We start from the raw sequence: 22,285 nt of genomic DNA on the forward strand, positions 1-22,285 counted from the left end.
GTTATTCAGTATATGCATATTGTGCCTACAATATAAATAAAGATTTGAAGCTTTTATGTGCAACACACGGCATTTGAAGACAGAATGGCAGCATTGTGCTATACTATGTTTTCATATGGTTGCGTTTAATAAGGCGGTGATTACGATCGAATTAACAAAAAGGCAGGAACAAATATTGGAAATTGTCAAAACGAGCGGCCCGATCACAGGGGAGCATATTGCAGAAAAGCTGAATTTGACGAGGGCAACGCTGCGGCCGGATCTCGCCATTTTAACGATGGCGGGCTATTTGGATGCGCGCCCGCGTGTAGGGTATTTTTATACCGGAAAAACAAGCACGCAGCTGCTCACGGAAAATTTGAAAAATATTTATGTGAAAGATTACCAGTCTTTGCCGGTCGTTGTAAATGAGAATGTATCTGTGTACGATGCGATCGTAACGGTTTTTCTCGAAGACGTCGGCACGCTTTATGTCGTCGACAATGAAGCCCATCTTGTCGGCGTTTTGTCGCGGAAAGACTTATTGCGGGCCAGCCTCGGAAATAAGGAATTAACCTCGCTTCCCGTACATATCATTATGACAAGAATGCCAAACATCACTTACTGTAAAAAGGACGATCTGCTGATTGATGTGGCGAAAAAACTGATCGAAAAGCAAATTGATTCAATGCCAATCGTAAAAGAAACAGAAAAAGGCCTTGAAGTGGTAGGCCGGATTACAAAAACCAATATTACAAAAGCATTTGTAGAACTCGCGGACGGCGATTGAAAAGGATGTGGTGATCTTTGGTAAAACCTCATATTTATATCGTTTCCGACTCGGTCGGGGAGACGGCGGAACTGGTGACAAAAGCGGCGATCAGCCAATTTGAAAAGAATGATGCGGAACTGAAACGCTTTCCTTATGTGGAAGACACCGTACATATCGATGAAGTCGTTTCGCTCGCCTCCTTGAATTATGGAATGATTGTTTATACGCTTGTAAAGCCGGAAATGAGAAAATATATGGATGAAGAAGCAAAAAAACACGGAATTGCGGCAGTTGATTTAATGGGGCCGCTGATGGACGAGCTGCTCCATCTTTATGAATGCAAGCCCCTTTATGAACCAGGGCTCGTGAGAAAACTCGATGAAGCCTATTTTAAAAAGGTGGAGGCCGTCGAATTTGCCGTAAAATATGATGACGGCCGGGATCCTCGCGGCATTGTGCGGGCGGATATCGTATTGATCGGCGTGTCGCGCACATCGAAAACTCCTCTGTCGCAATATTTGGCGCACCACTGTTATAAAGTTGCGAATGTGCCGATTGTGCCGGAAGTGGATCCCCCTGAAGAGCTTTTCCGGGTGCCGGCTGAAAAATGCTTCGGCTTGAAAATTGATCCGGACACGTTAAACCATATCCGGAAAGAGCGGCTGAAAACGCTCGGGCTCCAAGGCACGGCAAGCTATGCGACAATTGAAAGGATTAAATATGAATTGGAATATTTCAATAAAGTCGCGGAACGGCTCGGGTGCAAAGTGATTGATGTGACGAGCAAAGCCGTTGAAGAAACAGCAAATATCATTATGAATGAAATGAGAAAATGGTGAAAAAGGCAGTTACATGATGGCTGCATAAAAATGGGGAGTGCAAATGCTGGTTCAGCCCCTAATACGGGCAGGGCGGATCAGCAGGGGCCTCCGTCCGAAAAAGCGAACTGCGGCACGCAATGATATTTAAAGAAGAGATTGTGGGAAAACGGGCGGAAACCGGCCTTTTGAAATTGGCCGTTGTTTCTCCCCGCTTTTTTTCGTTGCATTGCAGAAAACCAGGCATATTTCTTTCCTTTTTTCAGTATTTATATATAGTCAAAATGAAGCAAGTATACTATAATAAAAAATTGTGATAAAAATGTATTTAAATGAGGTTTAGAGTGGGCGGTAAAGGAATAAACTATTTATTAGCAAATGTCAAGCCCAATTTTGAAAAAAATTATGGGAAGAAACGCAAATAAAGCAGGATTCTGTGGAGTGATGTAGAATATTTAGGATAAAAGGCGCTACCGTACTTGTGGATGCCGATGCCTGTCCGGTAAAGGGGGAAATTGTTTCTGTTGCCCGGGAATACGGGGCGGCTGTTGTTTTTGTTGCTTCGTACAAAAACCGGATGGCAGATCCTGAGGAAGGCCATTGGGTGTACGTCGACCCGCACCGGGAATCAGCCGACATTTATATCGCAAACCATGCGGAAACCGGCGATATTGTCGTTACGCAGGATATCGGCCTGGCGAGCCTCGTTTTGCCGAAAGGGGCATCTGCGCTGACGCCGAGGGGCACGATTTACACGGAAAGCTCGATCGGCCCGGCGCTTGATCTCCGCTATCTGGCGGCAAAAGAAAGGAGTCGGGGCAGGTACGGAAAGGGTACGAAACGCTTTACAGCCGAAGACCGGGAACATTTTGCCCGTGCCCTGGCTGAAATGCTTTCAAAAATGGAGCAGAAGGGATGTTTTCGTGGCAGGAATAATTCCGAACGAGAAAATCAATGAAATACGCCAGTCTGCGGATATCGTGGATGTGGTCAGCGAATATGTCCAGCTAAAAAAACAGGGACGTAACTATTTCGGGCTGTGCCCGTTCCACGGTGAGAACACCCCGTCTTTTTCCGTTTCGCCCGATAAGCAGATTTTCCATTGTTTTGGATGCGGCGCTGGCGGCAATGTTTTTACTTTTCTTATGGATATCGAAGGCATCACTTTCCAGGAAGCGGCAGTGAAGCTTGCGCGAAAATTGCATATTGAACTGGATATAGGGCTGCAGACGGAAGTGTCGAAAAGCATCGATCCGGAGCTGTCGCAGATAATGGAAGCGCACGAATTGTTGCAAAAATTATACCATCATTTGCTCCTCCATACAAAAGAGGGACAGCCGGCGCTTGAATATTTGCGGGGGCGCGGTTTTACGGATGAAAGCCTTGAAAAGTTCGGGATCGGATATGCGCTTCCGGCCTGGGATTTCGCTGCGAAAATGCTCCATAAGCGGGGATATTCACTTCCTGTCATGGAAAAGGGCGGCCTGATCATCCGAAATGAGCGGGACGGTAAATATTTCGACCGGTTCAGGGATCGGATCATGTTCCCAATTATTGACATAAAAGGAAGGATTATAGCGTTTGCAGGAAGAGCGGTACGGAAGGGCGAGCAGCCGAAATATTTGAACAGCCCTGAAACGCCCCTTTTTAACAAAAGCACGCTTCTTTTCAACCTGCACCAGGCAAGGGGACCAATCCGGAAAAAGCAGCAGGCGGTGATTTTTGAAGGTTATGCGGATGTCATATCCGCAGACAAAGCAGGCGTCCAAAACGGCATTGCAACAATGGGCACTTCCATTACGCCGGAACATGTCCAAATCATCAAAAGGCTGACGGACAATGTTGTCATTTGTTATGACTCTGACCAGGCTGGGATTACAGCTGCTTTCCGGGCCGGCAGGATGCTGAGCGAAAACGGATGTGAAGTGCGGGTTGCGCAAATGCCTGAAGGACTGGACCCTGATGACTACATAAACCAAAACGGCGGCGAGAAATTCCGTCGGGATGTAATAGGGGCCAGCCTGACGTTTATGGCTTTCAAAATGAATTATTTCCGCCTGAATAAAAATCTCCAAAATGAAGGAGAAAAGCTGGCGTATATAGAAGAAGTAATAAAGGAAATTTCAAAATTGGAAAATGCCGTTGAGAAAGATCTTTATTTACGCCAACTGTCCGAAGAGTTTTCATTATCTTTGGATGCCCTGAAAGAGCAGGAGCGGCAATTCCGTATACGCTGGTCCGGAAAACGGGCTAGCCGGAATGGTACCGGACTCGGATTGCAGACGGCGCCTGGCCCTGAAAGCCCGTTGCTTCCCGCCAATATAACCGCTGAAAGAAGATTACTGGCACATATGTTGAAAGACGGGGAGACCGCCTATAAAGTAAAAGACCTTCTCCACGGTAATACTTTTTACGTGGATGAGCACCAGGCGATTTTCACTTACCTGCTCGGCTGGTATGAAGAAGGGAATCCGCCTGACGCCAGCGCTTTTCTTTCTTACTTGCCCGATACAAAGCTGCAAAGGATTGTGGCCGAAATCGAAATGATGACAGTCAACGAGGAGCTATCGGAAGCCGAGTTGGAAGACTATGTGCAGTATGTGCTAAAACATCAAAAATTGCTGCTTATTAAAGAAAAACAAAGGGCGCAAAAAGATGCTGAACGGCAAAACGATTTTCAAAAGGCACTGCAATTGGCAAATGAAATTTTGGCATTGCGGAAGTCAATCACATAAATCTCTGCTTTACACAATAGATTAAGCTGCAGTTGGACCATTGTGAGTGAAATTGTTGGAAGGAGGGGAACATATGGCTGAAAAGTCAGCACGTTCCAAAGCATTAGAAGAAAGTGAGTCTACATTGGAAAAAGCGAAGGAGCAACTCGTTGAACGCGGAAAAAAACGCGGGTTTCTTACCTATGATACCATTTCCGAGAAGCTTGGCAACTTTGATTTGACATCCGACCAAATGGATGAATTTTATGAATCGCTTACCGAACAAGGTATCGATCTTATGGACGATCCCGGCGATGATGAGGCTGCGCCTTCACATCTTGATTTGGAAAAAGAAAACGATGAAGAATTTGACCTGAATGATCTGAGCGTTCCCCCGGGTGTGAAAATCAATGATCCGGTCCGCATGTATTTAAAAGAAATCGGGCGTGTCGACCTTCTTTCCGCAGATGAAGAAATTGAACTGGCCAAAAGAATCGAAAACGGCGACGAAGAAGCGAAACGCCGGCTTGCGGAAGCAAACTTGCGTCTTGTTGTCAGCATTGCAAAAAGGTATGTGGGCCGCGGCATGCAATTCCTTGACCTGATTCAGGAAGGAAACATGGGCCTGATCAAAGCGGTTGAAAAATTCGACTACCGGAAAGGCTATAAATTCAGCACGTATGCTACATGGTGGATCCGCCAGGCCATCACGCGCGCCATTGCCGACCAGGCAAGGACAATCCGCATCCCTGTCCATATGGTCGAAACAATCAATAAATTAATCCGTGTACAGCGTTCGCTGCTCCAGGATCTGGGCAGGGAACCGACGCCGGAAGAAATTGCCGAAGAAATGGATATATCCCCGGATAAGGTAAGGGAAATCATTAAAATTGCCCAGGAACCGGTCTCACTTGAAACACCGATCGGTGAAGAAGACGATTCGCATTTAGGCGATTTTATCGAAGACCAGGAAGCCACTTCCCCTTCAGACCATGCTGCCTATGAACTTCTGAAAGAGCAGCTCGAAGATGTACTCGACACGTTAACCGACAGGGAAGAAAATGTGCTCCGCCTGCGCTTCGGCCTTGACGACGGACGTACACGTACGCTTGAAGAAGTCGGCAAAGTATTCGGTGTCACAAGGGAACGGATTCGCCAAATCGAGGCAAAAGCGCTCCGGAAACTGCGCCATCCGAGCAGGAGCAAGCGGCTGAAAGACTTCCTGGAATAATATGCCCCGCTTCCGCACATCAAGATAGCATGGCGCTTGTGCATAACCTTTTCAGCCAAGCGCCTTATTCTTTATTTACTCCGGTAAGGAAGTAAACCTTTTTCGTGCAAAAAAAGGATTATCCGAATGCCTATCGAATATATCATTTGGGATGTGCTGTATATGGATGATACTAAGAAAAATATTATCATCAACGAAATTAAAATGTGGAAAGAAAACCATATGATTCCACAAGAATATTGCGATTTCCTGCTTGCTCTTTACAATGGCGGCACGGAAGGCGGAACCGGCGAAAAACAAAATGCCGGCGGCAGGAAAAAGCCTGCCCTAAAGCTCGCGGTGTTTTCCGTTTTCATTTTAGCTTTAGCCGGAATAGCTGTATTTGTCATTTATTTTACTGAATTACATTTTATTTTGCAAACGGTGATTTTGACAGCTTTTGTCGGATTTTTACTTATTGTAGGAATTCGTTATGCTAATAAAGAATTCTTTTTTTCACTTTTCTTTATTGGCGCTGCGTTTATTTTGCTGATGCTCAGTGTGCTCGTGAATGAAAAGTTATTTGGAAATCAGCGCCATTCCTTGTATTTGCTGCTTTTTGCCAACTGCGCCCTGTGGCTTGTTGTCGGAAAATCCTACAAACTGCTGTTTTTTACCGTTTCGGGAATTCTTGGGACTGCCATTTTGGTATTTTCTATCCTAATATAGAATATATTTTAAATTTGGAACTTTCGGTTTCCGGCTTTGTTGATTTGGAATTGTGAATTTTTATTGAATTCTTCATCATTTTTATTATAATACAAAATGTAAGCGCATTCAACCAAAATCCATTCACGTATAAAAACGTTGTTAGGGCTTTCTTTATTAAAAATTTTCAGTTAAAATAAAAGAGATAAATAATGTACGCACGCTGAAAAAGCGGTAAAATAAAGGGGGAGCGCAATGAAAAAGAATCCTGTCATACCATATTTGCTGATCATGGTATTCGGGTTGGCACTTGTCTTTTTCTTTTCCATCAAGGGGATAGGCGATGCAAAACAAGTTGCGAAGGAAAAGGAAAGCCCTAAACAAACGCAGACAGCTGATTCGGGAAAATTTGACCCGGAAAGTTTCGCCAAAAAAACATGCGCGACTTGCCACGGGAACAATCTGCAGGGAGCGGTTGGGCCGAATCTGCATGGGGTTGGCAAGAAATTGTCCAAAGATAAAATTAAGGATGTGCTGAAAAACGGCACAAGCGGCGGTATGCCGGCAGGGCTTGTTGAAGCGGACCATATCGATGAAATGGCGGATTGGGTATCGAAGTTAAAATAAACGAAATGCGGGCGCCAAACAGTGCCCTTTTTTTTATGGCAAAAAGTGGCTACAATAGAAGTATCCTGTATAAAGTGGTGAAGAAATGAACAGCGAAAAACTTTCGAAAAGGCTTGGGGCAGTGGCTGCTTTTATACCGAATGGCACGAAAATTGCCGATATCGGTTCCGACCATGCTTATCTCCCTTGCTATTGTGTAAAACATGGGATTGCCAGGGAGGCGGTTGCGGGCGAAGTCGCGGACGGGCCGTACCGTTCCGCGCGCCGGCAAGTGGAACAATTGGGCCTTGCCGGAAAAATCAGTGTGAGAAAAGGCGACGGTTTGGATGTCCTTTCCCCGGGCGAAGCTGAATGCATCACGATAGCCGGAATGGGCGGTGCTTTGATCGCTTCCATACTGGAACGGGGAAAAGAAAAACTTACTGGAACAAAAAGGCTGATTCTCCAGCCAAATGTCGGATCATTGTTTGTCCGGAAATGGTGCGTGGAAAACGGATGGGTAATTATAGGTGAAAGGATTCTTGAAGAAGACGGGAAAATTTATGAAATACTCGCAGCAGATGCCGAAGCCCGCCCCCAAAATCTGACTGAAGCAGAACTCATGATGGGGCCTATTTTGATAAAAGAAAACAACGCGGCATTCCGGAAAAAATGGCAGTCCGAAAAAAGAAAATGGCAGCATATTCTCAGGAAAATGTCAGAAGCCGAACCAAGCCCGGAGCTTGAAGAGAAGAAAAGCCATTACAGGCATTTGATTGCTCTGGCAGAGGAGGTTTTAAAATGAAAAACGCCAACGGACACGAAGTGATTCAACTGTTTGAACAGTTTGCACCGAAAAAATATGCGATGGAAGGAGATCCGGTCGGCCTTCAGATCGGGCAATTAAACCGGCCAGTAAAAAATGTGCTGGTCGCGCTTGATGTGATTGAAGACGTTGTGGATGAAGCGATTGAAAATGATGTGCAGCTCATTATAGCCCATCATCCGACGATTTACCGGCCGCTGAAAAATGTTGCTACCGATACCCCGCAGGGCAGGCTGGTTGAAAAATGCATCCGCCACGGAATTGCCGTCTATGCGGCCCATACGAATCTGGATGTGGCGCCCGGCGGGGTGAATGATTTGCTGGCGGAAGCGCTCGGCCTCTGTAGCACGGAAATTTTATCGCCTACATATGAAGACAAGCTGAGGAAACTGGTTGTATATGTGCCGGTATCTCACGAGGAAAAAGTCAGGACGGCGATCGGAAATGCAGGTGCCGGTGCCATCGGGGCATACAGCCACTGCTCCTTCTCCGTCCGCGGTACCGGCCGGTTTTTGCCTGGGGAAGGCACGAACCCTTTTCTTGGAAAAGTTGGGGAACTTGAAGAAACTGAAGAAGTAAGGGTGGAGACGATATACACGGCTTCGATTGAAAAACAGGTGCTGCAGGCGATGTTCCGTACGCATCCGTATGAGGAGGTCGCTTATGACATTTATCCTGTTGAAAATGAAGGCACAAAGCTCGGACTCGGCAGGATCGGCGAACTGGAAAAGGAAATGGCACTTTGGGAATTTGCCGAACATGTAAAAAAAGCGCTCGATGTCAAAGCTTTGCGCGTGGTTGGAAACTTGGAAGATAAAGTGAAAAAAGTGGCAGTGTTGGGCGGTGACGGCAATAAATATTTTTCGCGGGCCAAAAGGGCAGGCGCCGATGTTTTCGTAACCGGGGATTTTTATTACCATAATGCCCATGATGCTTTGGCGATGGGACTGAACGTTATTGATCCCGGACACAACGTCGAAAAAGTGATGAAAAAAGGCGTTGCGAATTATTTGCAGAAAGCATGCGGGGAAAAAGGGCTTGATGTCCGATTTATTGAGTCCAAAGTAAATACGGATCCGTTCAGGTTTCTGTAAAAATAAGCGGCGGGTGACCATGGGAACCCGCCACATCAAGATTTATGCTTTTTTGGACAGTGTAGGATGGGGATTTTTTACTTTCGGCAAAATTTTGCTTAACGGCACTTTCCGCTCGCGCATCCATGTCGATTCATCCTCCGGGTCATATTGCTCGAGAAACGCAATGACTTCACGGACGATCGGCGTTGGAGTCGAAGCACCCGCGGTTACGGCTACTTTGCTGACGCCGTCCAGCCATTCCAGTTTGATTTCTTCCACATCGGCAATGCGGTATGCTTTCGTATGCGCGATTTCTTCCGATACTTGCGCCAGGCGGTTCGAATTATTGCTTCTCGGGTCGCCGACAACAAGCAGAAGATCCGCTTCTTTTGCCTGTTCCGCAACGGCTTTCTGGCGAATTTGCGTTGCGTGGCAAATTTCGTTATATTTTTCGGCAGTTGGGTATTTTTCTTGGACGAGATCCATGATGTCCGCCACATCCCATTGGCTCATCGTCGTTTGGTTCGTCACGATGATTTTATCATTCCGGATGTTGAGTGCTTCCACATCTTCTTTTGTCTCAACCAAGTGGACGATCCCCGGGGCAACCCCGACCGCCCCCTCAGGCTCGGGATGCCCCTTTTTACCGATATAAATGACATCATAGCCTTCTTTTTCCTTTTCACGGATCAGGTCATGCGTTTTCGTTACGTCCGGGCACGTGGCATCGATTGCAGTCAGCCCTTTTTTCCTGGCGAGTTCGCGCACTTCGGGGGATACGCCGTGCGCGGTAAAAATGACAGTGCCTTCATTGATCTTCTCCAAAATTTCTTTCCGGTTTTTTCCGTCCAGGGTGATGATTCCATCTTCTTTAAAGGCGTCCGTCACATGCTGGTTGTGGACAATCATGCCGAGTATGTAGATGGGGCGCGGCAATGTTTTATCTAAAGCGGCATTGCGGGCGATGACCATCGCGTCGACAACGCCGTAGCAGTAGCCTCGGGGGGAAATTTTAATAACCTCCATTGCGATCCTCCTAGTAAATATTCCGGAAACATATGAAGTCCGGACTTAAAATTGTATTCTAACACAATTGTATTATATCGGAATTTAAGGCAGAATACAAAATGGGGCATAAGGCTTATCATGCAAAAAAACCGCCTGTACCGGGGTACAAACGGTCCTGTTTTTTAAATAAATAATTTAGGTACGGAAGCGCCTTTTTCCTGGATGTTTTCTTCTTTTTTCTTTTCCTTTTTCTTCCTGGAGCTGCTTGCGGATGTGCGGTCTGCGCTTTTTGTGACGCGCCCCGTTTTGCCGGCGGTGCTTGGAGAAGTGCGTTTTTTGTTTTGCCCGCTTGATTCCTCTGCCCCTGCTTCATTAACCGGCGCATTTTTTAATCCGCGGTACATTTTCCACATGGCAGGCAAATTTTTAATCAGCGGGCCGTACTGTTGGATCATCGGCCCGACCTGCTGCGCCGTTTTAATGACATTTTGTGTATTGTTTAAAAATGAACTGATCGAATTCGGATTTGCAATCGACTTCAGCAGCGATCCGCCTCCCCCGGCGGCTCCTCTTTGGAAGGCGTTTGCCGGATTCATGGCTGCATTTTGCCCGCCGCGCTGGAACAACCTTGATAAGAGCCCGCCGCGGCCCTGGAAGGCGGGTCCGCCCCCGGCGCGGAATACCGGATTATGCCCAAAACCGGCACCGAAAGGCCTAAGCATACCGGGGCGGTTCAACGTAAATGGGTTCCTTTGCATTCCGCCAATCGGACGACCCAGCCCCTGGTTTGGTGGCCCGAAAAACGGCATATTTCTTGGCGGCATTGTTTTATCCCCCTTTCTGTTCTTTAACGCCGTTCATTTATACAATATGCAGGGCAGGCGGAAACGTCTGGAATGCAGAAAAGTTTCTTGGCAGCATCTTTGCCGGAAAGTAGCGTTTTTTTCGAATGTCGATTATAATAACAAGACGTTCCTAGGCGTGTGAGATAAGGAGTGGAAACATGATCAATACGAATTGGAAAGATTTTGGTTTTAAGCCTTTTATCGAAACGGCTGTAGAAAATAAGGGATTTCTTGAACCGACGGAAATCCAGAAAAAAATGATCCCGCTCGTGCTAAAAGGGGAAAGCGCGATCGGCCAGTCACAAACCGGCACGGGCAAAACGCATGCCTATGTGCTGCCGGTTTTGCAGAAAACAGATCCAAGCCTTCATGAAGTGCAGTCGGTCATTACGGCGCCGACTAGGGAACTGGCAAGCCAGATCTATCATGAAGTCCTGGATATTTTAAAATGGGATGAAACAGGCGGCATTACAGCGCGGCTTTTTATCGGCGGAACGGACAAGCAGCGCGATATTGGAAAGCTGAAAAAACAGCCGCAGATCGTTGTTGGAACGCCTGGAAGAATCTATGATCTTGTGAAAGAACAGGCCCTATTTGTCCATACTGCAAAAATTTTGGTCGTCGATGAAGCGGATATCATGCTTGATATGGGCTTTATTGCAGATGTCGACCAAATTGCCGGACGGATACCGAAAGAGCTGCAAATGCTCGTATTCTCGGCCACGATTCCGGAAAAATTAAAGCCGTTTTTGAAAAAGTATATGGAAAACCCGAAATTCGAGCAGGTGCAGCCGAAGCAAATTTCTGCGGAAAAAATCGAGCATATTTTAATACCAAAACGCTCGCGGGAGAAAATCGATGTATTGTATGATGTACTTAAAGCGTTTAATCCTTATTTAGCGATTGTGTTTGCCAATACAAAAGTGATGGTGGACGAGATATCGGGCCGACTGGCGGAAAAAGGGATGAAAACTGCCCGCATCCACGGGAATTTGACGCCGCGGGAAAGGGCAAAGACGATGAAGCAAATTAAAAACCTTGATTTCCAGTATATTGTCGCTACCGATTTGGCGGCGAGAGGCATTGACATTGAAGGCGTCAGCCATGTCGTCAACTATGAGCTGCCGAAAGACTTGACGTTTTACATCCACCGAGCCGGCAGGACTGCACGTGCGAACCTTTCGGGCATTTGCGCGACCATCTACGAGCCTTCTGATGAATATGCCCTTACACAACTTGAAAAATTGGGCATCGTTTTTGAAAACCGCGACTTGAGAAACGGGGAATGGGTGGAACGGCACGACCGGAACCGCCGCAAAAAACGCGTAAGGCAGGCAGATGAAATGGAAATAGCGGCGAGAAGGGCAATTGGCAGGCCGAAAAAAGTGAAGCCGGGGTATAAAAAGAAAATCGAGCGGCAAATCGAGACAATCAAAAAACGCCAAAGAAAAATGCAAAAACGCAAATAAAAGGGGAGAAACATTGATGTTAAAAATCGGTTCACACGTTTCCATGAGCGGCAAAAAAATGCTGCTTGCGGCAAGCGAAGAAGCGGCATCATATGGCGCCAACACCTTTATGATTTATACCGGTGCGCCGCAGAACACGAGAAGAAAGAAAATCGAAGACTTAAATATCGAAGCCGGCCTTGCCCACATGAAAGAGCACGGCATCAAAGAAATTGTCGTCCATGCGCCTTATATTATCAATATCGGGAATGCGGCCAACCCTGCCACTTTTGAGCTCGGCATCAATTTTTTGAATTCGGAGATCGAACGGACGGAAGCGATCGGGGCGAAGCAAATCGTCCTCCACCCGGGCGCCCATGTCGGTGAGGGGCCGGAAAAAGGCATCCGGAAAATCATTGAAGGTTTAAATGAAGTGCTCACACCGGGCCAAAATGTCCAAATTGCGCTGGAAACGATGGCCGGCAAAGGTTCCGAATGCGGAAGGACGTTTGAAGAATTGGCGAAAATCATCGACGGTGTCAAATTTAATGACAAGCTTTCGGTTTGTTTCGACACCTGCCATACGCATGATGCCGGTTATGATATAAAGCACCGGTTCGATGATGTGCTGGATGAGTTTGACCGCATCATCGGGATCGGCCGCCTCAAAGTTTTGCATGTCAATGACAGCAAAAATGAAGCGGGCGCACGGAAAGACAGGCACGAAAATATCGGTTTTGGTCATATCGGATTTGAAGCCCTCGACTATATCGTGCACCACCCGCAGCTTGAGGACATCCCGAAAATTTTGGAAACCCCGTATGTCGGCGAAGATAAAAAGAACCGGAAACCGCCGTACAAATATGAAATTGAAATGCTGAGAAACCGGCAGTTTGATGAAGATTTATTAATGAAAATTATGCAGCAGCCCGTCTGACGGCCTGACCGCTTTATGCGGCAGGCTTTTTTCATTTTTTTGGAAATTCAGACATGCTTTTGCAAAATGAAAAGAAACTGTAATCTTTTTGTCGAACTTTGATGCTATAATTTAAATATAAAAAAGAACAACAAAACTGGTATTTAACATAATTGTAAATTACGAGATTGATAGATTACGATACATAGCTATGGAGGAGTTAAAGTGAGTAAGAAGTTTTTGTCGATTACGGCCGCGGCTTTCATCGGGGCCGGCAGTACTTTTGTTCCTTTTAGCAAAGCATTTGCCGAAAGCACTACGAAAAGTATCAAAAGCCAAGAATCGCTTGTCCAATCGAGCATTTCCAGCAAGCAGAATGAAATCGCCAAAATTTTGGCGGACCAGAAGCAGCTTCAGGATGACATGAAAAAAATTTCCAGTAAAATCAGTGAAACCAACCGGAAAATCACTGAAAAAAACCAGGAAGTGCAAAATACAAAAGCCCAAGTGGCCGAACTGAACACGAAAATTAAGGAAACGCAAAAAAGAATTGAAGAACGTAACCAGGTGCTTGCGGAGCGCGCGCGCGATATACAGCAAAACGGCGGTTCTGTCAGCTATTTGGATGTCATTCTCGAATCGAAAAGTTTAAGCGACCTCATCAGCCGTGCAGCAGCTGTTACAACTTTTGTCAACGCTGACCGGTCCATCCTCGAGGCCCAGGAAAAAGACAAAAAAGAATTAAAAGCGTCAAAAGATGAAGTGCAGGCAAAACTAGCTAAAATTCAGTCCGATTTGGCCGATTTGCAGGAGCTGAAAGAAGCAAATAAATACGAGCTGGCAGACCAGAAAAGCATGGAAGCCGCACTGGATGACCAAAAACAGGCCATTGCGGATGAAATTTCCAAGCTGAAATACAAGGCTGCTTCTTTAAGTGCCCAAGAAAAAGCCGCCCTTGCAGAACTTGAAAAAGAACAGTCCACCGCAAAAGCTTCTTCCGCTTCGGAAACCGCAACGGCGTCAAGCGTCCAATCGAATGATGCATCCGCATCACAAAACGGATCCGGCTCAGGCAGCAAGTCAAGCGCAAATACGCATAAGGCAAAAACAAATTCAGGATCGGACAGCCAGGCAAGTTCAAGCTCCGGCTCCGGTTTAAGTTCAAATGTGGGGGCAAGTTCTTCCCCTTCATCCGGCAACACATCGGTGTCGAGCGGAAGCACATCGAAGAGCGCATCGGAAATTATTGAAAAAGCAATCAGTGCAGGTTCTTCTTTGATCTGGCATTCGCCGTATAAATTTGGCGGCGGGAGGAACGCATCCGATATTGCAAACCGCCGTTTTGACTGCTCATCTTTTGTGCACTGGGCATATTTGCAGGCTGGTGTCAATTTAGGCGGTGCGGGTGCGACGACGGATACGCTCGTCGGTTTGGGCCGTGCAGTCAGCCCGTCACAAATGAAACGGGGAGACTTGATCTTCTTTGACACGTACAAAACGAACGGCCATGTCGGCATTTATCTCGGAAACGGGCAATTTTTGGATGACAACAGTTCCCACGGCGTTTCCGTTGACAGTTTGAGCAATGGCTATTGGAAGAGCGTCTTTAACGGCGTTGTCAGAAGAGTAGTAGAATAATGGATAAAAAACCGGTTTGGGGTTCCAAGCCGGTTTTTTATCCGGCCCAATCGGTGCGTTTTGTAGGGCTCCTGCGGAAAAAGTGGCCCGTTGACACAAAACGTTCCGGGGTGGGAAACCTGTTGGGCAAACGTATTTTGCGCTCATTTGCAATGCCGGATTACGGTTGCACACTATTTCGTAAACAGTACAAAAACCCGGTTGATTTCCCGCGCTGTTTCCGGGCTGGTGATTTTTGCAATGTCTTTCAGGGCTTTGCTGCGGGCCTGGTCTTCAAAAATATCCAGCTGCTTTCCGCGTAAATAATCCGCAATTTTTTCCGCATCTTCGCGGCTGATTTTCACTTTAAACTGCCGGGCATATTTAAATAATTCTTCACCGGTAATCATATTTACCTTATAATTGACCATATTTTGAATGAGCTTCACTGCGCATCACACTCCCTGCTTCATGTATATGCACCTTTATGGAAAATGTTCCTTTGTCGCCTTTACAATCGGGCGTGGCAAGTGTATAATGTTTAAATCGGAATGATTCTGATTGAGGGAGACTGTTTATGAACGACTATATTGTTGAAGTTTCCGGCGTTTCTTTCCGGTATGACCGGAGAAATGTACTGGAACAAATTGATTTGAAGATTCCGAGGGCAGCATTTCTCGGCATCGTCGGCCCGAACGGTTCCGGAAAATCGACGCTGTTGAAGCTGATCCTCGGGCTGTTAAAGCCGCTGGAAGGGGAAATCCGTCTGTTCGGCACGCCAATTAACAAATTTAAAGATTGGAGCCGGATCGGGTTCGTTTCGCAAAAAGCAAACTCGTTCAACACAGGATATCCTGCGACCGTCTTTGAGGTGGTGGCAAGCGGGCTGACGAAAAAAACGGGACTGTTTCGCTTTTTAGGCAATGAAGCGAAAAAAGAAGTATTGGACGCGATCCGCTCGGTTGGGATGGAAGGGTATGTGCATCAAAATATCGGTGAACTGAGCGGGGGGCAGCAGCAGCGTGTATTTATCGCAAGGGCAATCGCCAGCAAACCGGAGATCCTGATTTTGGATGAGCCGACAGTAGGGGTTGACCAGCGCCATGTCCAGTCTTTTTATGAAATGCTGGAACGGCTGAATAAACAGCTTGGGATCACGCTTATACTGGTTACCCACGATATCGGAGCCATTTCAAATAGGGTGACGCATGTCGCCTGCCTGAACAAACACTTGTATTTCCACGGCGACAGGGAAGCGTTTGAAAAGCTGGATGATAAGAAACTGTCCTCATGGTATCACCATGATATCCGGCTTTTGTCGCATGAACATGGATGAGAAGGAGTAAAGCATGATCACAGCGCTTTTACATTATCAATTTTTGCAAAATACGTTTCTTACCGGCATCATGATCGGCATCATTGCGCCGCTGATCGGGAGTTTTATCGTCGTGCGCCGCTTGTCGCTCATTGCGGACGCGCTCAGCCATGTCACATTGTCAGGGATCGCTGTCAGCCTGTTTTTAAGCAGTAAACTCCCGGTATTATCGGGACTCAATCCGCTTTATATCGGGACAGGTTTTTCCGTACTCGGTTCCGTTTTGATCGAACGTTTGCGGGTCGTGTACCGCTATTACCAGGATCTCGCCATCCCGATCATCATGTCCGGCGGGATCGGCATCGGGCTGATTTTTATCTCGCTTGCCGGCGGGTATAATGTTGATTTAATGAACTATTTGTTCGGTAGCGTCAGTGCGGTGAGCCGGACAGATCTTTGGCTGATATTGGCAATCAGTATTGCGGTGGCGGCTGTTATTATTTTGTTGTATAAAGAATTATTTTTGCTCTCTTTCGATGAAGAATACGCCAAAGTTTCCGGTATTCCGGCGAAAACGATCCATTTGGTTTTTATGGTGCTAATTGCATTGGTGATATCTGCAGCAATGAGAATTGTCGGGATCATGCTCGTTTCGGCGCTCATTACGCTGCCGGTCGCCGCAAGCATCCGCATCAGCCGCGGCTTTAAGCAGACGATTTTGTTTTCCGTCTTATTCGGTGAGATTTCCGTGATGGGGGGGCTGGTTAGCGCCTTTTACCTCGACCTGCCGCCTGGCGGAACGATTGTACTGATTTCGATCCTTATTTTGCTTATGGCAATCTATATCAAACGTTTTCGGACCGGTATCCGCTTCAGCAAAAAGAAGGTGTGAGTCAAGTGCTTTTAGAAGAGGCAATTGAAATATTGAAGGATAACGGCTATAAACATACGGGGAAACGTGAAAAAATGCTTGACCTGCTTTCCAAAAGAAATAAATATTTAACGGCGAAAGATGTGCTGGAATGGATGAAAAGTGATTACCCGGGCTTGAGTTTTGATACGATTTACCGGAATTTGTCTCTGTTTGCGGAACTCGGGATTCTTGAAGTGACGGAGCTGTCGGGTGAAAAACATTTCCGTTTCAAATGCTCGACGGACCATCATCACCACCATTTCATTTGTTTGGCGTGCGGAAAGACGAAGGAAATCCCGGACTGCCCGATGCTGACGATCCACAGCGGGCTGGAAGGCTGCGCCATTTCCGGCCATAAATTCGAAGTGTACGGCACCTGCCCGGAATGCATGGCGCATGGGAAAGGGCACATGTAAAAAACCCTGCTGTATTTTCCCAGCAGGGTTTTTTTACAGGCGCACGGCTTACCCGGTTGTTCCGGCCCAGCGGCGGATCCATTCATCGGCTTCCTTCCAATTTTTAACCCGGTATACATTTTTCGGGACGGGATCCCGGTTATACGGGGTGTCGAACAGAAGGACGGGGATGCCGAGTTCTTCGGCGATCGCGGCCGCGTTATCATGCTTGTCTTCCAGAAAGACATCGATATCATATTTTTTGGCCGTTTCCACTTTATGGTGTGTGCCGATCAGTTCAATATGGTGGTATTTCAGTTGCTGTCTTGAAAACCAGTTTTTGGTAACTTTAAGCAAATGGGATGCACGCGCACTGATAAAATATAGCTCAAATCTGTCTGCCCATTTGGTTAGTACTTCTTTTGCCCCTTCAGCAATCGGCGATTTTTCATAGATGGCCGGTTCGGATTGGATGAACCACCTGTTAAATGTTTCCGGCGGTATGTCGACTACATCTGTGATTTCATACTTCGTCAAATCTTCATATTTTAAATGAATATGAAAAGCTTCATTGATAAACGGGACGAGCGATTCCGGACTTGTTACAGTCCCGTCAATATCAATTCCGAAACGTTTTTTCCCTTTCATTGGTGCCTCTCCTTTGCTTCAGTATTAACAGTGTAGCACAAACCCGCAAAAAGGGGAATGGAGCAAGTTTTAACGGAAATTGGCAGCATGGAAAGATATCCGGCGTGCAAAATAATGGTGCTTCTATTCATGGAAAGCGAGGGATGCGCGTGGACAGGGAAGACCGTATGCAACAGGCTTCGACGAAAAGCGATTCCGGCACGGCCGGGCACGATTATCGTGAAGAAACGGCTGCCGAGCTTTCGGCGCCTGCGTATACAAACAGGAGGGAGGAGCCGGTGTCGGAAGACGGAATGGTTTCCCGGTTTTACGGTTGGGCTTCGCTCTTTCTCGCTGTGCTTTCACTGTTTTTTCTCCCGGTTTTGCTGGGCGCTTCGGCCATTGTGCTCGGGCTGATCGCCCGCGGCAAAGGTGCCGGCACGACCGGTGCATGGGCCATTGGGATCGGGGCGGTATCCCTTATCCTCGGGCTGTTTGTATTTCCTTTCTTTTAAATTGGATAGCAGCATAAAGAAACACCGGCTAAGCAATGAGCCGGTGTTTTCTTAAACCAAATTGATATTTTGTTCAGCTTGTTTTTTATAATACGCTTCGGCAAGGATGTCGATTTCTTTTTTCAGTTCTTCCACCATCTTGTCTTCCGGTACTTTCCGCACGATTTTCCCTTTGCGGAACAGAAGCCCTTCGCCGCGGGCGCCGGCAATGCCGATATCCGCTTCCCTTGCCTCGCCCGGTCCGTTTACCGCGCAGCCGAGCACAGACACTTTAATCGGTGCTTTGATGGTTTGTAAATATTCTTCTACTTCGTTTGCGATGCTGATCAAATCGATCGCGATCCTGCCGCACGTCGGGCAGGAAATGAGCGTCGGGGCATTGGAAGCAAGCCCGAAAATTTTCAGTAGTTCGCGCGCCACTTTCACTTCCTCAACCGGATCCGCGCTCAACGAAATGCGGAGTGTATTGCCAATGCCCATGTTCAAAAGCGTCCCGATCCCGGCCGCGCTTTTGATGGTCCCTGAAAACAGTGTCCCGGATTCCGTAATGCCGAGGTGGAGCGGATAGTCAAATGTTCTTGCCGCTTTTTCATAGGCTTCTATTGCAAGCCGCACATCCGATGCTTTCATCGAAACGATGATATCATGGAAATCGAGGTCTTCCAAAATTTGAATATGGTGCAGGGCGCTTTCGACCATGCCGTCCGCCGTCGGGTAGCCGTATTTTTGCAAAATATGCTTTTCCAGACTTCCGGCATTGACCCCGATACGGATCGGAATGCCGCGTTCCTTGGCGGCTTTTACGACCGCTTCAACTTTTTCGCGCTTTCCGATATTGCCCGGATTGATCCGGATTTTATCAACCCCGCCTTCAATTGCTTTTAAGGCGAGGCGGTAATCAAAATGGATATCCGCAACAAGCGGGATACGGATTCTCTTTTTTATTTCGGGGATGGCATTGGCTGCCCTTTCATCCGGAACAGCAACACGGACGATTTGGCAGCCGGCTTCCTCCAACCGTTCGATCTGCCGGACAGTTGCATCCACATCATGGGTTTTTGTCGTCGTCATGCTTTGGATAAATAATTCATTGCTTCCCCCGATCGTCAAATTGCCGACCTTAACTGGGCGCGTTTTTGAACGATGTATGATTTCACCCAAGGAAATTCGCTCCTTTTATGATCTATCAATCTAGTGAAAACTGATTGTGCCAAGTTTTATTGTACCAATTTTCTGCATGGATTGACAAGGAATTAATGGGAGGCATGATAGATTGGGAAACGGTATGTCTGTCCGATTTGAATATCTTCCGGGGCAATTCCGTTATTGAGCCTGCTGAAATCGCGGATGATCTTTTCAATGGAAAGATCTTTGGAAGAGCCGGAAAGTTTTTCGACAATGGTAAGGACAGTATCACCGGGATTGACCCGGACCGTGGCAAATGGTTCCTGTTTGTGCTGTACTGTATTTTGGTAAGCGGATTTTTCAGGTGTTTCCTGCGCATAGGACGGGATCGTGCCGGCGTGGATATCGTAGTAAATGCTGTAGGAAATAATGGCGGCTGAGATAAGGGCAAACATTTTTTTTAACATGAGACAATTCCCCTCCTTTAAGGTGCTATATGTATATGTGCAGGGATGTCCATATAGAACCAGAACCGGGGAAAAGGGGATTAAGTTTTTGGTTCTGTTAAATTTATTGTTGATTATCGCTGATTTCTTAGACTACTGCGGGATAAACGAGCAAGAAAAGACCCCTTGTGCACAGGCATTGAGTGATAAGGCTTGCAGACGCAGGGCGCGAAGCAGATTTCGCGATCATTAACATTGATCAAGAACTTCGCCAAGTTTTTAAAAAATGCAAGCCATAAAATTTGCCATTAATAAGCGGGTTTTGGTACATTAAATATGACAAAACTTTGAACTTTTTAGTTCACACCATTACATAGGGGAGGAATAGAAATGACCTATACTTTACCGCAATTGCCGTATGCGTACGATGCGCTCGAGCCTTATATCGACAAGGAAACAATGAACATCCATCATACGAAGCACCATAACACTTATGTTACAAACCTAAATAAAGCTTTGGAAGGCCATGATGATCTGGCGGCTAAATCAGTTGAAGATTTGATCGCGGATTTGGATGCCGTTCCGGAAGATATCCGTACGGCTGTCCGCAATAACGGCGGAGGCCATGCGAACCACTCGCTGTTCTGGAAACTGCTTTCGCCTAACGGCGGCGGAGAACCAAAAGGCGCGCTTGCGGATGCGATCAACAGCAAATTCGGCAGTTTTGAAAAATTTAAAGAACAATTCTCCGCTGCAGCAGCAGGCCGTTTCGGCTCAGGCTGGGCATGGCTTGTTGTCAACAACGGCGAATTGGAAATCACTAGCACTCCGAACCAGGACAGCCCGCTTTCCGAAGGCAAAAAACCGATCCTCGGCCTGGACGTGTGGGAACATGCTTACTATTTGAAATACCAAAATCGCCGCCCGGAATATATTGCAGCATTCTGGAATGTCGTCAACTGGGATGAAGTTGCAAAATTGTACGAAGCAACAAAATAAAATAATGATAAAAAAGAGCGTGCCGCGTTTTCGCAGGCACGCTCTTTTTTATCCGCCCGCTTGTTCCATATGAATAAAGGCTCCGCTTTTTCAAACAATATAGGGGAATGAGGGGAGTTTTTATTGATGAAGCGAGTTCAAAAATGGTTTGGAGATATTGAACTGTCAAAGGATTTGGTTTTGCTGCTTGCGATCGGGGGGCTTTATTCTTTAAGTGTTTCCCTGTCGAATTCCTTTGTCAACATTTATTTATGGAAACAAACAGGAGAGTACATAGATCTGGCGGTTTATAATTTATCGGTGGTCATCCTCCAGCCGCTGACGTTCATTGTCGCCGGCCGTTGGGCAAAAAAAGTGGACAGAGTGTTGGTGTTCCGGATCGGGGTGGCTTTTTTGGCGCTGTTTTATTTGTGTGTCCTGTTTTCCCGCGGGCATGCGAGTCAATATATTGTTTTGCTCGGGGGGCTGCTCGGGGTAGGTTACGGGTTCTACTGGCTTGCCTATAATGTGCTGACGTTTGAAATCACAGAACCCGAAACGAGGGATTTTTTTAACGGCTTTATGGGCGCTTTCAGTTCCATCGGCGGCATGGCCGGTCCGTTTGCAGCCGGACTGATTATTTCCGCCATCGGGAAAAACGGCTATACGGTTGTTTTTGCTTTATCTTTGCTGTTGTTTGCCATTGCAGTCGTGCTTAGTTTTTTCATATCACCTCGTCCGGCACAAGGCCGTTACTTGTTTAAACACGTATTAAAACAGCGGAGCTACAACCCGAACTGGAAAAGGATCACAAACGCGCATTTTGTCCAAGGGCTCCGGGACGGCACGTTTGTTTTTATGATCTCCGTATTTGTGTTTCTTTCCACGGGGAGCGAACTTTCCCTCGGCACATTCGGGCTGATCAATTCATTCCTGCAGTTTTTGGGATATACACTTGTCGCCAGATTTGTAAAAATCAAACACCGCCAGCGTTTGATTTTTTTGGGGGGGCTGCTTTTGTATGCGGCTGTCTTTTTGTTCATTTTTGAAGTGACCTATCCAAGAATGCTTTTGTATGCGGCAACGATTGCACTTGCGTATCCGCTTTTGCTCGTCCCGTATAATTCCATGACCTATGATGTGATCGGGAGGGCATGGAAAGCGGCGGAAGCACGGATCGAGTATATCGTCGTTCTTGAAATGTTTACCAATTCCGGGAGAATCACTTCGATCTTGCTGTTTATTGTGGCTGTAACTTTTTTTAATGACCAGGTGAGCATCCGCGTGCTGATGCTTTTGATCGGGGCAGGTCATTTATGCATTTCGTTTTTTACAAGGAACATCCGGCTCCGGGAAGACCTGTAACGCACCGCTGTTTTCAAAAATGGCGGTATTTTTTATAGCCATTGCAGCTTTTTTTCGTTAAAA

24 protein-coding genes are annotated in these 22,285 nt (G+C 46.8%); 18 read left to right on the plus strand and 6 right to left on the minus strand.

Annotated features, from left to right (window positions below):
* The first annotated feature begins 115 nt into the window (after window positions 1–115).
* The 9 genes from ccpN to GBH70_RS04085 all read left to right on the plus strand — a co-directional run bounded on the left by ccpN (window position 116) and on the right by GBH70_RS04085 (window position 8,727).
* Window positions 116–769, plus strand: a complete 654-nt coding sequence (gene ccpN / locus GBH70_RS04045; RefSeq protein ID WP_151679826.1) for a transcriptional regulator CcpN — start codon at window positions 116–118, stop codon at window positions 767–769.
* Window positions 770–786: 17 nt separating this feature from the next.
* Window positions 787–1,590: a pyruvate, water dikinase regulatory protein gene (locus tag GBH70_RS04050; RefSeq protein WP_151679827.1), complete on the plus strand. Its 804-nt coding sequence runs from the start codon at window positions 787–789 to the stop codon at window positions 1,588–1,590.
* A gap of 460 nt (window positions 1,591–2,050) precedes the next feature.
* Window positions 2,051–2,527: a YaiI/YqxD family protein gene (locus GBH70_RS04055; protein WP_172968271.1), complete on the plus strand. Its 477-nt coding sequence runs from the start codon at window positions 2,051–2,053 to the stop codon at window positions 2,525–2,527.
* Window positions 2,493–4,304, plus strand: a complete 1,812-nt coding sequence (gene dnaG / locus GBH70_RS04060) for a DNA primase (protein ID WP_151679829.1) — start codon at window positions 2,493–2,495, stop codon at window positions 4,302–4,304. Before GBH70_RS04055 ends, dnaG begins: the two co-directional genes overlap by 35 nt.
* 73 nt (window positions 4,305–4,377) lie before the next feature.
* Window positions 4,378–5,514 carry an RNA polymerase sigma factor RpoD gene (gene rpoD, locus GBH70_RS04065; protein WP_151679830.1) on the plus strand — a complete coding sequence of 379 codons (1,137 nt, stop codon included), beginning with the start codon at window positions 4,378–4,380 and terminating at the stop codon, window positions 5,512–5,514.
* A gap of 126 nt (window positions 5,515–5,640) precedes the next feature.
* A complete protein-coding gene (locus GBH70_RS04070) occupies window positions 5,641–6,222 on the plus strand; it encodes a hypothetical protein (RefSeq protein ID WP_253693447.1) in 582 nt (193 codons plus the stop codon).
* A 234-nt stretch (window positions 6,223–6,456) separates the two neighbouring features.
* Window positions 6,457–6,828, plus strand: a complete 372-nt coding sequence (gene cccA, locus GBH70_RS04075; RefSeq protein ID WP_151679831.1) for a cytochrome c550 — start codon at window positions 6,457–6,459, stop codon at window positions 6,826–6,828.
* Window positions 6,829–6,913: 85 nt separating this feature from the next.
* On the plus strand, window positions 6,914–7,612 hold the full coding sequence (locus tag GBH70_RS04080; protein ID WP_151679832.1) for a tRNA (adenine(22)-N(1))-methyltransferase: 699 nt from the start codon (window positions 6,914–6,916) through the stop codon (window positions 7,610–7,612).
* Window positions 7,609–8,727 (plus strand): Nif3-like dinuclear metal center hexameric protein, encoded by a 1,119-nt coding sequence (locus GBH70_RS04085; protein WP_151679833.1) that lies wholly within the window; start codon window positions 7,609–7,611, stop codon window positions 8,725–8,727. Before GBH70_RS04080 ends, GBH70_RS04085 begins: the two co-directional genes overlap by 4 nt.
* A gap of 42 nt (window positions 8,728–8,769) precedes the next feature.
* Here GBH70_RS04085 and GBH70_RS04090 read toward each other — a convergent pair whose 3' ends face one another.
* Window positions 8,770–9,735 (minus strand): 4-hydroxy-3-methylbut-2-enyl diphosphate reductase, encoded by a 966-nt coding sequence (locus GBH70_RS04090; protein ID WP_151679834.1) that lies wholly within the window; start codon window positions 9,733–9,735, stop codon window positions 8,770–8,772.
* Window positions 9,736–9,899: 164 nt separating this feature from the next.
* On the minus strand, window positions 9,900–10,541 hold the full coding sequence (vrrA, locus tag GBH70_RS04095; protein ID WP_151679835.1) for a VrrA/YqfQ family protein: 642 nt from the start codon (window positions 10,539–10,541) through the stop codon (window positions 9,900–9,902).
* A gap of 179 nt (window positions 10,542–10,720) precedes the next feature.
* Between vrrA and GBH70_RS04100 the strand changes: the two genes are divergently transcribed.
* From GBH70_RS04100 to GBH70_RS04110, 3 genes are all read left to right on the plus strand, one after another.
* Window positions 10,721–12,031 carry a DEAD/DEAH box helicase gene (locus GBH70_RS04100; protein ID WP_151679836.1) on the plus strand — a complete coding sequence of 437 codons (1,311 nt, stop codon included), beginning with the start codon at window positions 10,721–10,723 and terminating at the stop codon, window positions 12,029–12,031.
* Window positions 12,032–12,047: 16 nt separating this feature from the next.
* A complete protein-coding gene (locus GBH70_RS04105; RefSeq protein WP_151679837.1) occupies window positions 12,048–12,947 on the plus strand; it encodes a deoxyribonuclease IV in 900 nt (299 codons plus the stop codon).
* A 204-nt stretch (window positions 12,948–13,151) separates the two neighbouring features.
* Window positions 13,152–14,564: a C40 family peptidase gene (locus GBH70_RS04110; RefSeq protein ID WP_151679838.1), complete on the plus strand. Its 1,413-nt coding sequence runs from the start codon at window positions 13,152–13,154 to the stop codon at window positions 14,562–14,564.
* A gap of 173 nt (window positions 14,565–14,737) precedes the next feature.
* On the opposite strand, the gene GBH70_RS04115 is transcribed toward GBH70_RS04110, so the two are convergent.
* Window positions 14,738–14,992, minus strand: a complete 255-nt coding sequence (locus tag GBH70_RS04115) for a DUF2624 domain-containing protein (protein ID WP_151679839.1) — start codon at window positions 14,990–14,992, stop codon at window positions 14,738–14,740.
* Window positions 14,993–15,120: 128 nt separating this feature from the next.
* Here GBH70_RS04115 and GBH70_RS04120 point away from each other — a divergent pair, with 128 nt between their 5' ends.
* The 3 genes from GBH70_RS04120 to GBH70_RS04130 are packed head-to-tail and all read left to right on the plus strand — an operon-like array spanning window position 15,121 to window position 17,187.
* The gene (locus tag GBH70_RS04120) at window positions 15,121–15,879 is read left to right on the plus strand and encodes a metal ABC transporter ATP-binding protein (protein ID WP_151679840.1); all 759 of its coding nucleotides are present in this window, start codon (window positions 15,121–15,123) and stop codon (window positions 15,877–15,879) included.
* Between the two features lie 13 nt (window positions 15,880–15,892).
* Window positions 15,893–16,750 (plus strand): metal ABC transporter permease, encoded by an 858-nt coding sequence (locus GBH70_RS04125; protein ID WP_151679841.1) that lies wholly within the window; start codon window positions 15,893–15,895, stop codon window positions 16,748–16,750.
* 5 nt (window positions 16,751–16,755) lie between these two features.
* Window positions 16,756–17,187, plus strand: coding sequence for a Fur family transcriptional regulator (locus GBH70_RS04130; RefSeq protein WP_151679842.1), 432 nt, complete (start codon window positions 16,756–16,758; stop codon window positions 17,185–17,187).
* A 48-nt stretch (window positions 17,188–17,235) separates the two neighbouring features.
* Here GBH70_RS04130 and GBH70_RS04135 read toward each other — a convergent pair whose 3' ends face one another.
* Window positions 17,236–17,814 (minus strand): 5' nucleotidase, NT5C type, encoded by a 579-nt coding sequence (locus GBH70_RS04135; protein ID WP_151679843.1) that lies wholly within the window; start codon window positions 17,812–17,814, stop codon window positions 17,236–17,238.
* 149 nt (window positions 17,815–17,963) lie between these two features.
* Between GBH70_RS04135 and GBH70_RS04140 the strand changes: the two genes are divergently transcribed.
* Window positions 17,964–18,308: a hypothetical protein gene (locus tag GBH70_RS04140; RefSeq protein WP_172967455.1), complete on the plus strand. Its 345-nt coding sequence runs from the start codon at window positions 17,964–17,966 to the stop codon at window positions 18,306–18,308.
* Window positions 18,309–18,359: 51 nt separating this feature from the next.
* Here the strand turns inward: GBH70_RS04140 and ispG are convergent, their stop codons facing one another.
* On the minus strand, window positions 18,360–19,469 hold the full coding sequence (gene ispG / locus GBH70_RS04145) for a flavodoxin-dependent (E)-4-hydroxy-3-methylbut-2-enyl-diphosphate synthase (protein ID WP_371862162.1): 1,110 nt from the start codon (window positions 19,467–19,469) through the stop codon (window positions 18,360–18,362).
* A 92-nt stretch (window positions 19,470–19,561) separates the two neighbouring features.
* Complete coding sequence (gene yqfZ, locus GBH70_RS04150; RefSeq protein ID WP_151679845.1) at window positions 19,562–19,900, minus strand: protein YqfZ; 339 nt, start codon at window positions 19,898–19,900, stop codon at window positions 19,562–19,564.
* A gap of 369 nt (window positions 19,901–20,269) precedes the next feature.
* Between yqfZ and sodA the strand changes: the two genes are divergently transcribed.
* Entirely contained in the window at window positions 20,270–20,878 is a 609-nt protein-coding gene (gene sodA / locus GBH70_RS04155) for a superoxide dismutase SodA (protein WP_151679846.1), read from the plus strand.
* A 126-nt stretch (window positions 20,879–21,004) separates the two neighbouring features.
* Entirely contained in the window at window positions 21,005–22,222 is a 1,218-nt protein-coding gene (locus GBH70_RS04160) for an MFS transporter (protein ID WP_151679847.1), read from the plus strand.
* The last annotated feature ends 63 nt before the right edge of the window (window positions 22,223–22,285 follow it).

Origin of the sequence: Weizmannia acidilactici (assembly GCF_008974225.1) — a bacterium.
Lineage (GTDB): Bacteria > Bacillota > Bacilli > Bacillales > Bacillaceae_C > Weizmannia > Weizmannia acidilactici.

Bases quoted from the DNA above. Each gene is read 5' to 3' on its own strand.
- GBH70_RS04120 (WP_151679840.1), top strand. From the start codon at position 15,121: ATGAACGACTATATTGTTGAAGTTTCCGGCGTTTCTTTCCGGTATGAC.
- vrrA (WP_151679835.1), bottom strand. From the start codon at position 10,541: ATGCCGCCAAGAAATATGCCGTTTTTCGGGCCACCAAACCAGGGGCTG.
- GBH70_RS04080 (WP_151679832.1), top strand. From the start codon at position 6,914: ATGAACAGCGAAAAACTTTCGAAAAGGCTTGGGGCAGTGGCTGCTTTT.
- GBH70_RS04100 (WP_151679836.1), top strand. From the start codon at position 10,721: ATGATCAATACGAATTGGAAAGATTTTGGTTTTAAGCCTTTTATCGAA.
- GBH70_RS04125 (WP_151679841.1), top strand. From the start codon at position 15,893: ATGATCACAGCGCTTTTACATTATCAATTTTTGCAAAATACGTTTCTT.
- GBH70_RS04070 (WP_253693447.1), top strand. From the start codon at position 5,641: ATGCCTATCGAATATATCATTTGGGATGTGCTGTATATGGATGATACT.
- ccpN (WP_151679826.1), top strand. From the start codon at position 116: ATGGTTGCGTTTAATAAGGCGGTGATTACGATCGAATTAACAAAAAGG.
- yqfZ (WP_151679845.1), bottom strand. From the start codon at position 19,900: ATGTTAAAAAAAATGTTTGCCCTTATCTCAGCCGCCATTATTTCCTAC.
- GBH70_RS04105 (WP_151679837.1), top strand. From the start codon at position 12,048: ATGTTAAAAATCGGTTCACACGTTTCCATGAGCGGCAAAAAAATGCTG.
- rpoD (WP_151679830.1), top strand. From the start codon at position 4,378: ATGGCTGAAAAGTCAGCACGTTCCAAAGCATTAGAAGAAAGTGAGTCT.
- GBH70_RS04135 (WP_151679843.1), bottom strand. From the start codon at position 17,814: ATGAAAGGGAAAAAACGTTTCGGAATTGATATTGACGGGACTGTAACA.
- cccA (WP_151679831.1), top strand. From the start codon at position 6,457: ATGAAAAAGAATCCTGTCATACCATATTTGCTGATCATGGTATTCGGG.
- GBH70_RS04090 (WP_151679834.1), bottom strand. From the start codon at position 9,735: ATGGAGGTTATTAAAATTTCCCCCCGAGGCTACTGCTACGGCGTTGTC.
- GBH70_RS04085 (WP_151679833.1), top strand. From the start codon at position 7,609: ATGAAAAACGCCAACGGACACGAAGTGATTCAACTGTTTGAACAGTTT.
- sodA (WP_151679846.1), top strand. From the start codon at position 20,270: ATGACCTATACTTTACCGCAATTGCCGTATGCGTACGATGCGCTCGAG.
- GBH70_RS04160 (WP_151679847.1), top strand. From the start codon at position 21,005: ATGAAGCGAGTTCAAAAATGGTTTGGAGATATTGAACTGTCAAAGGAT.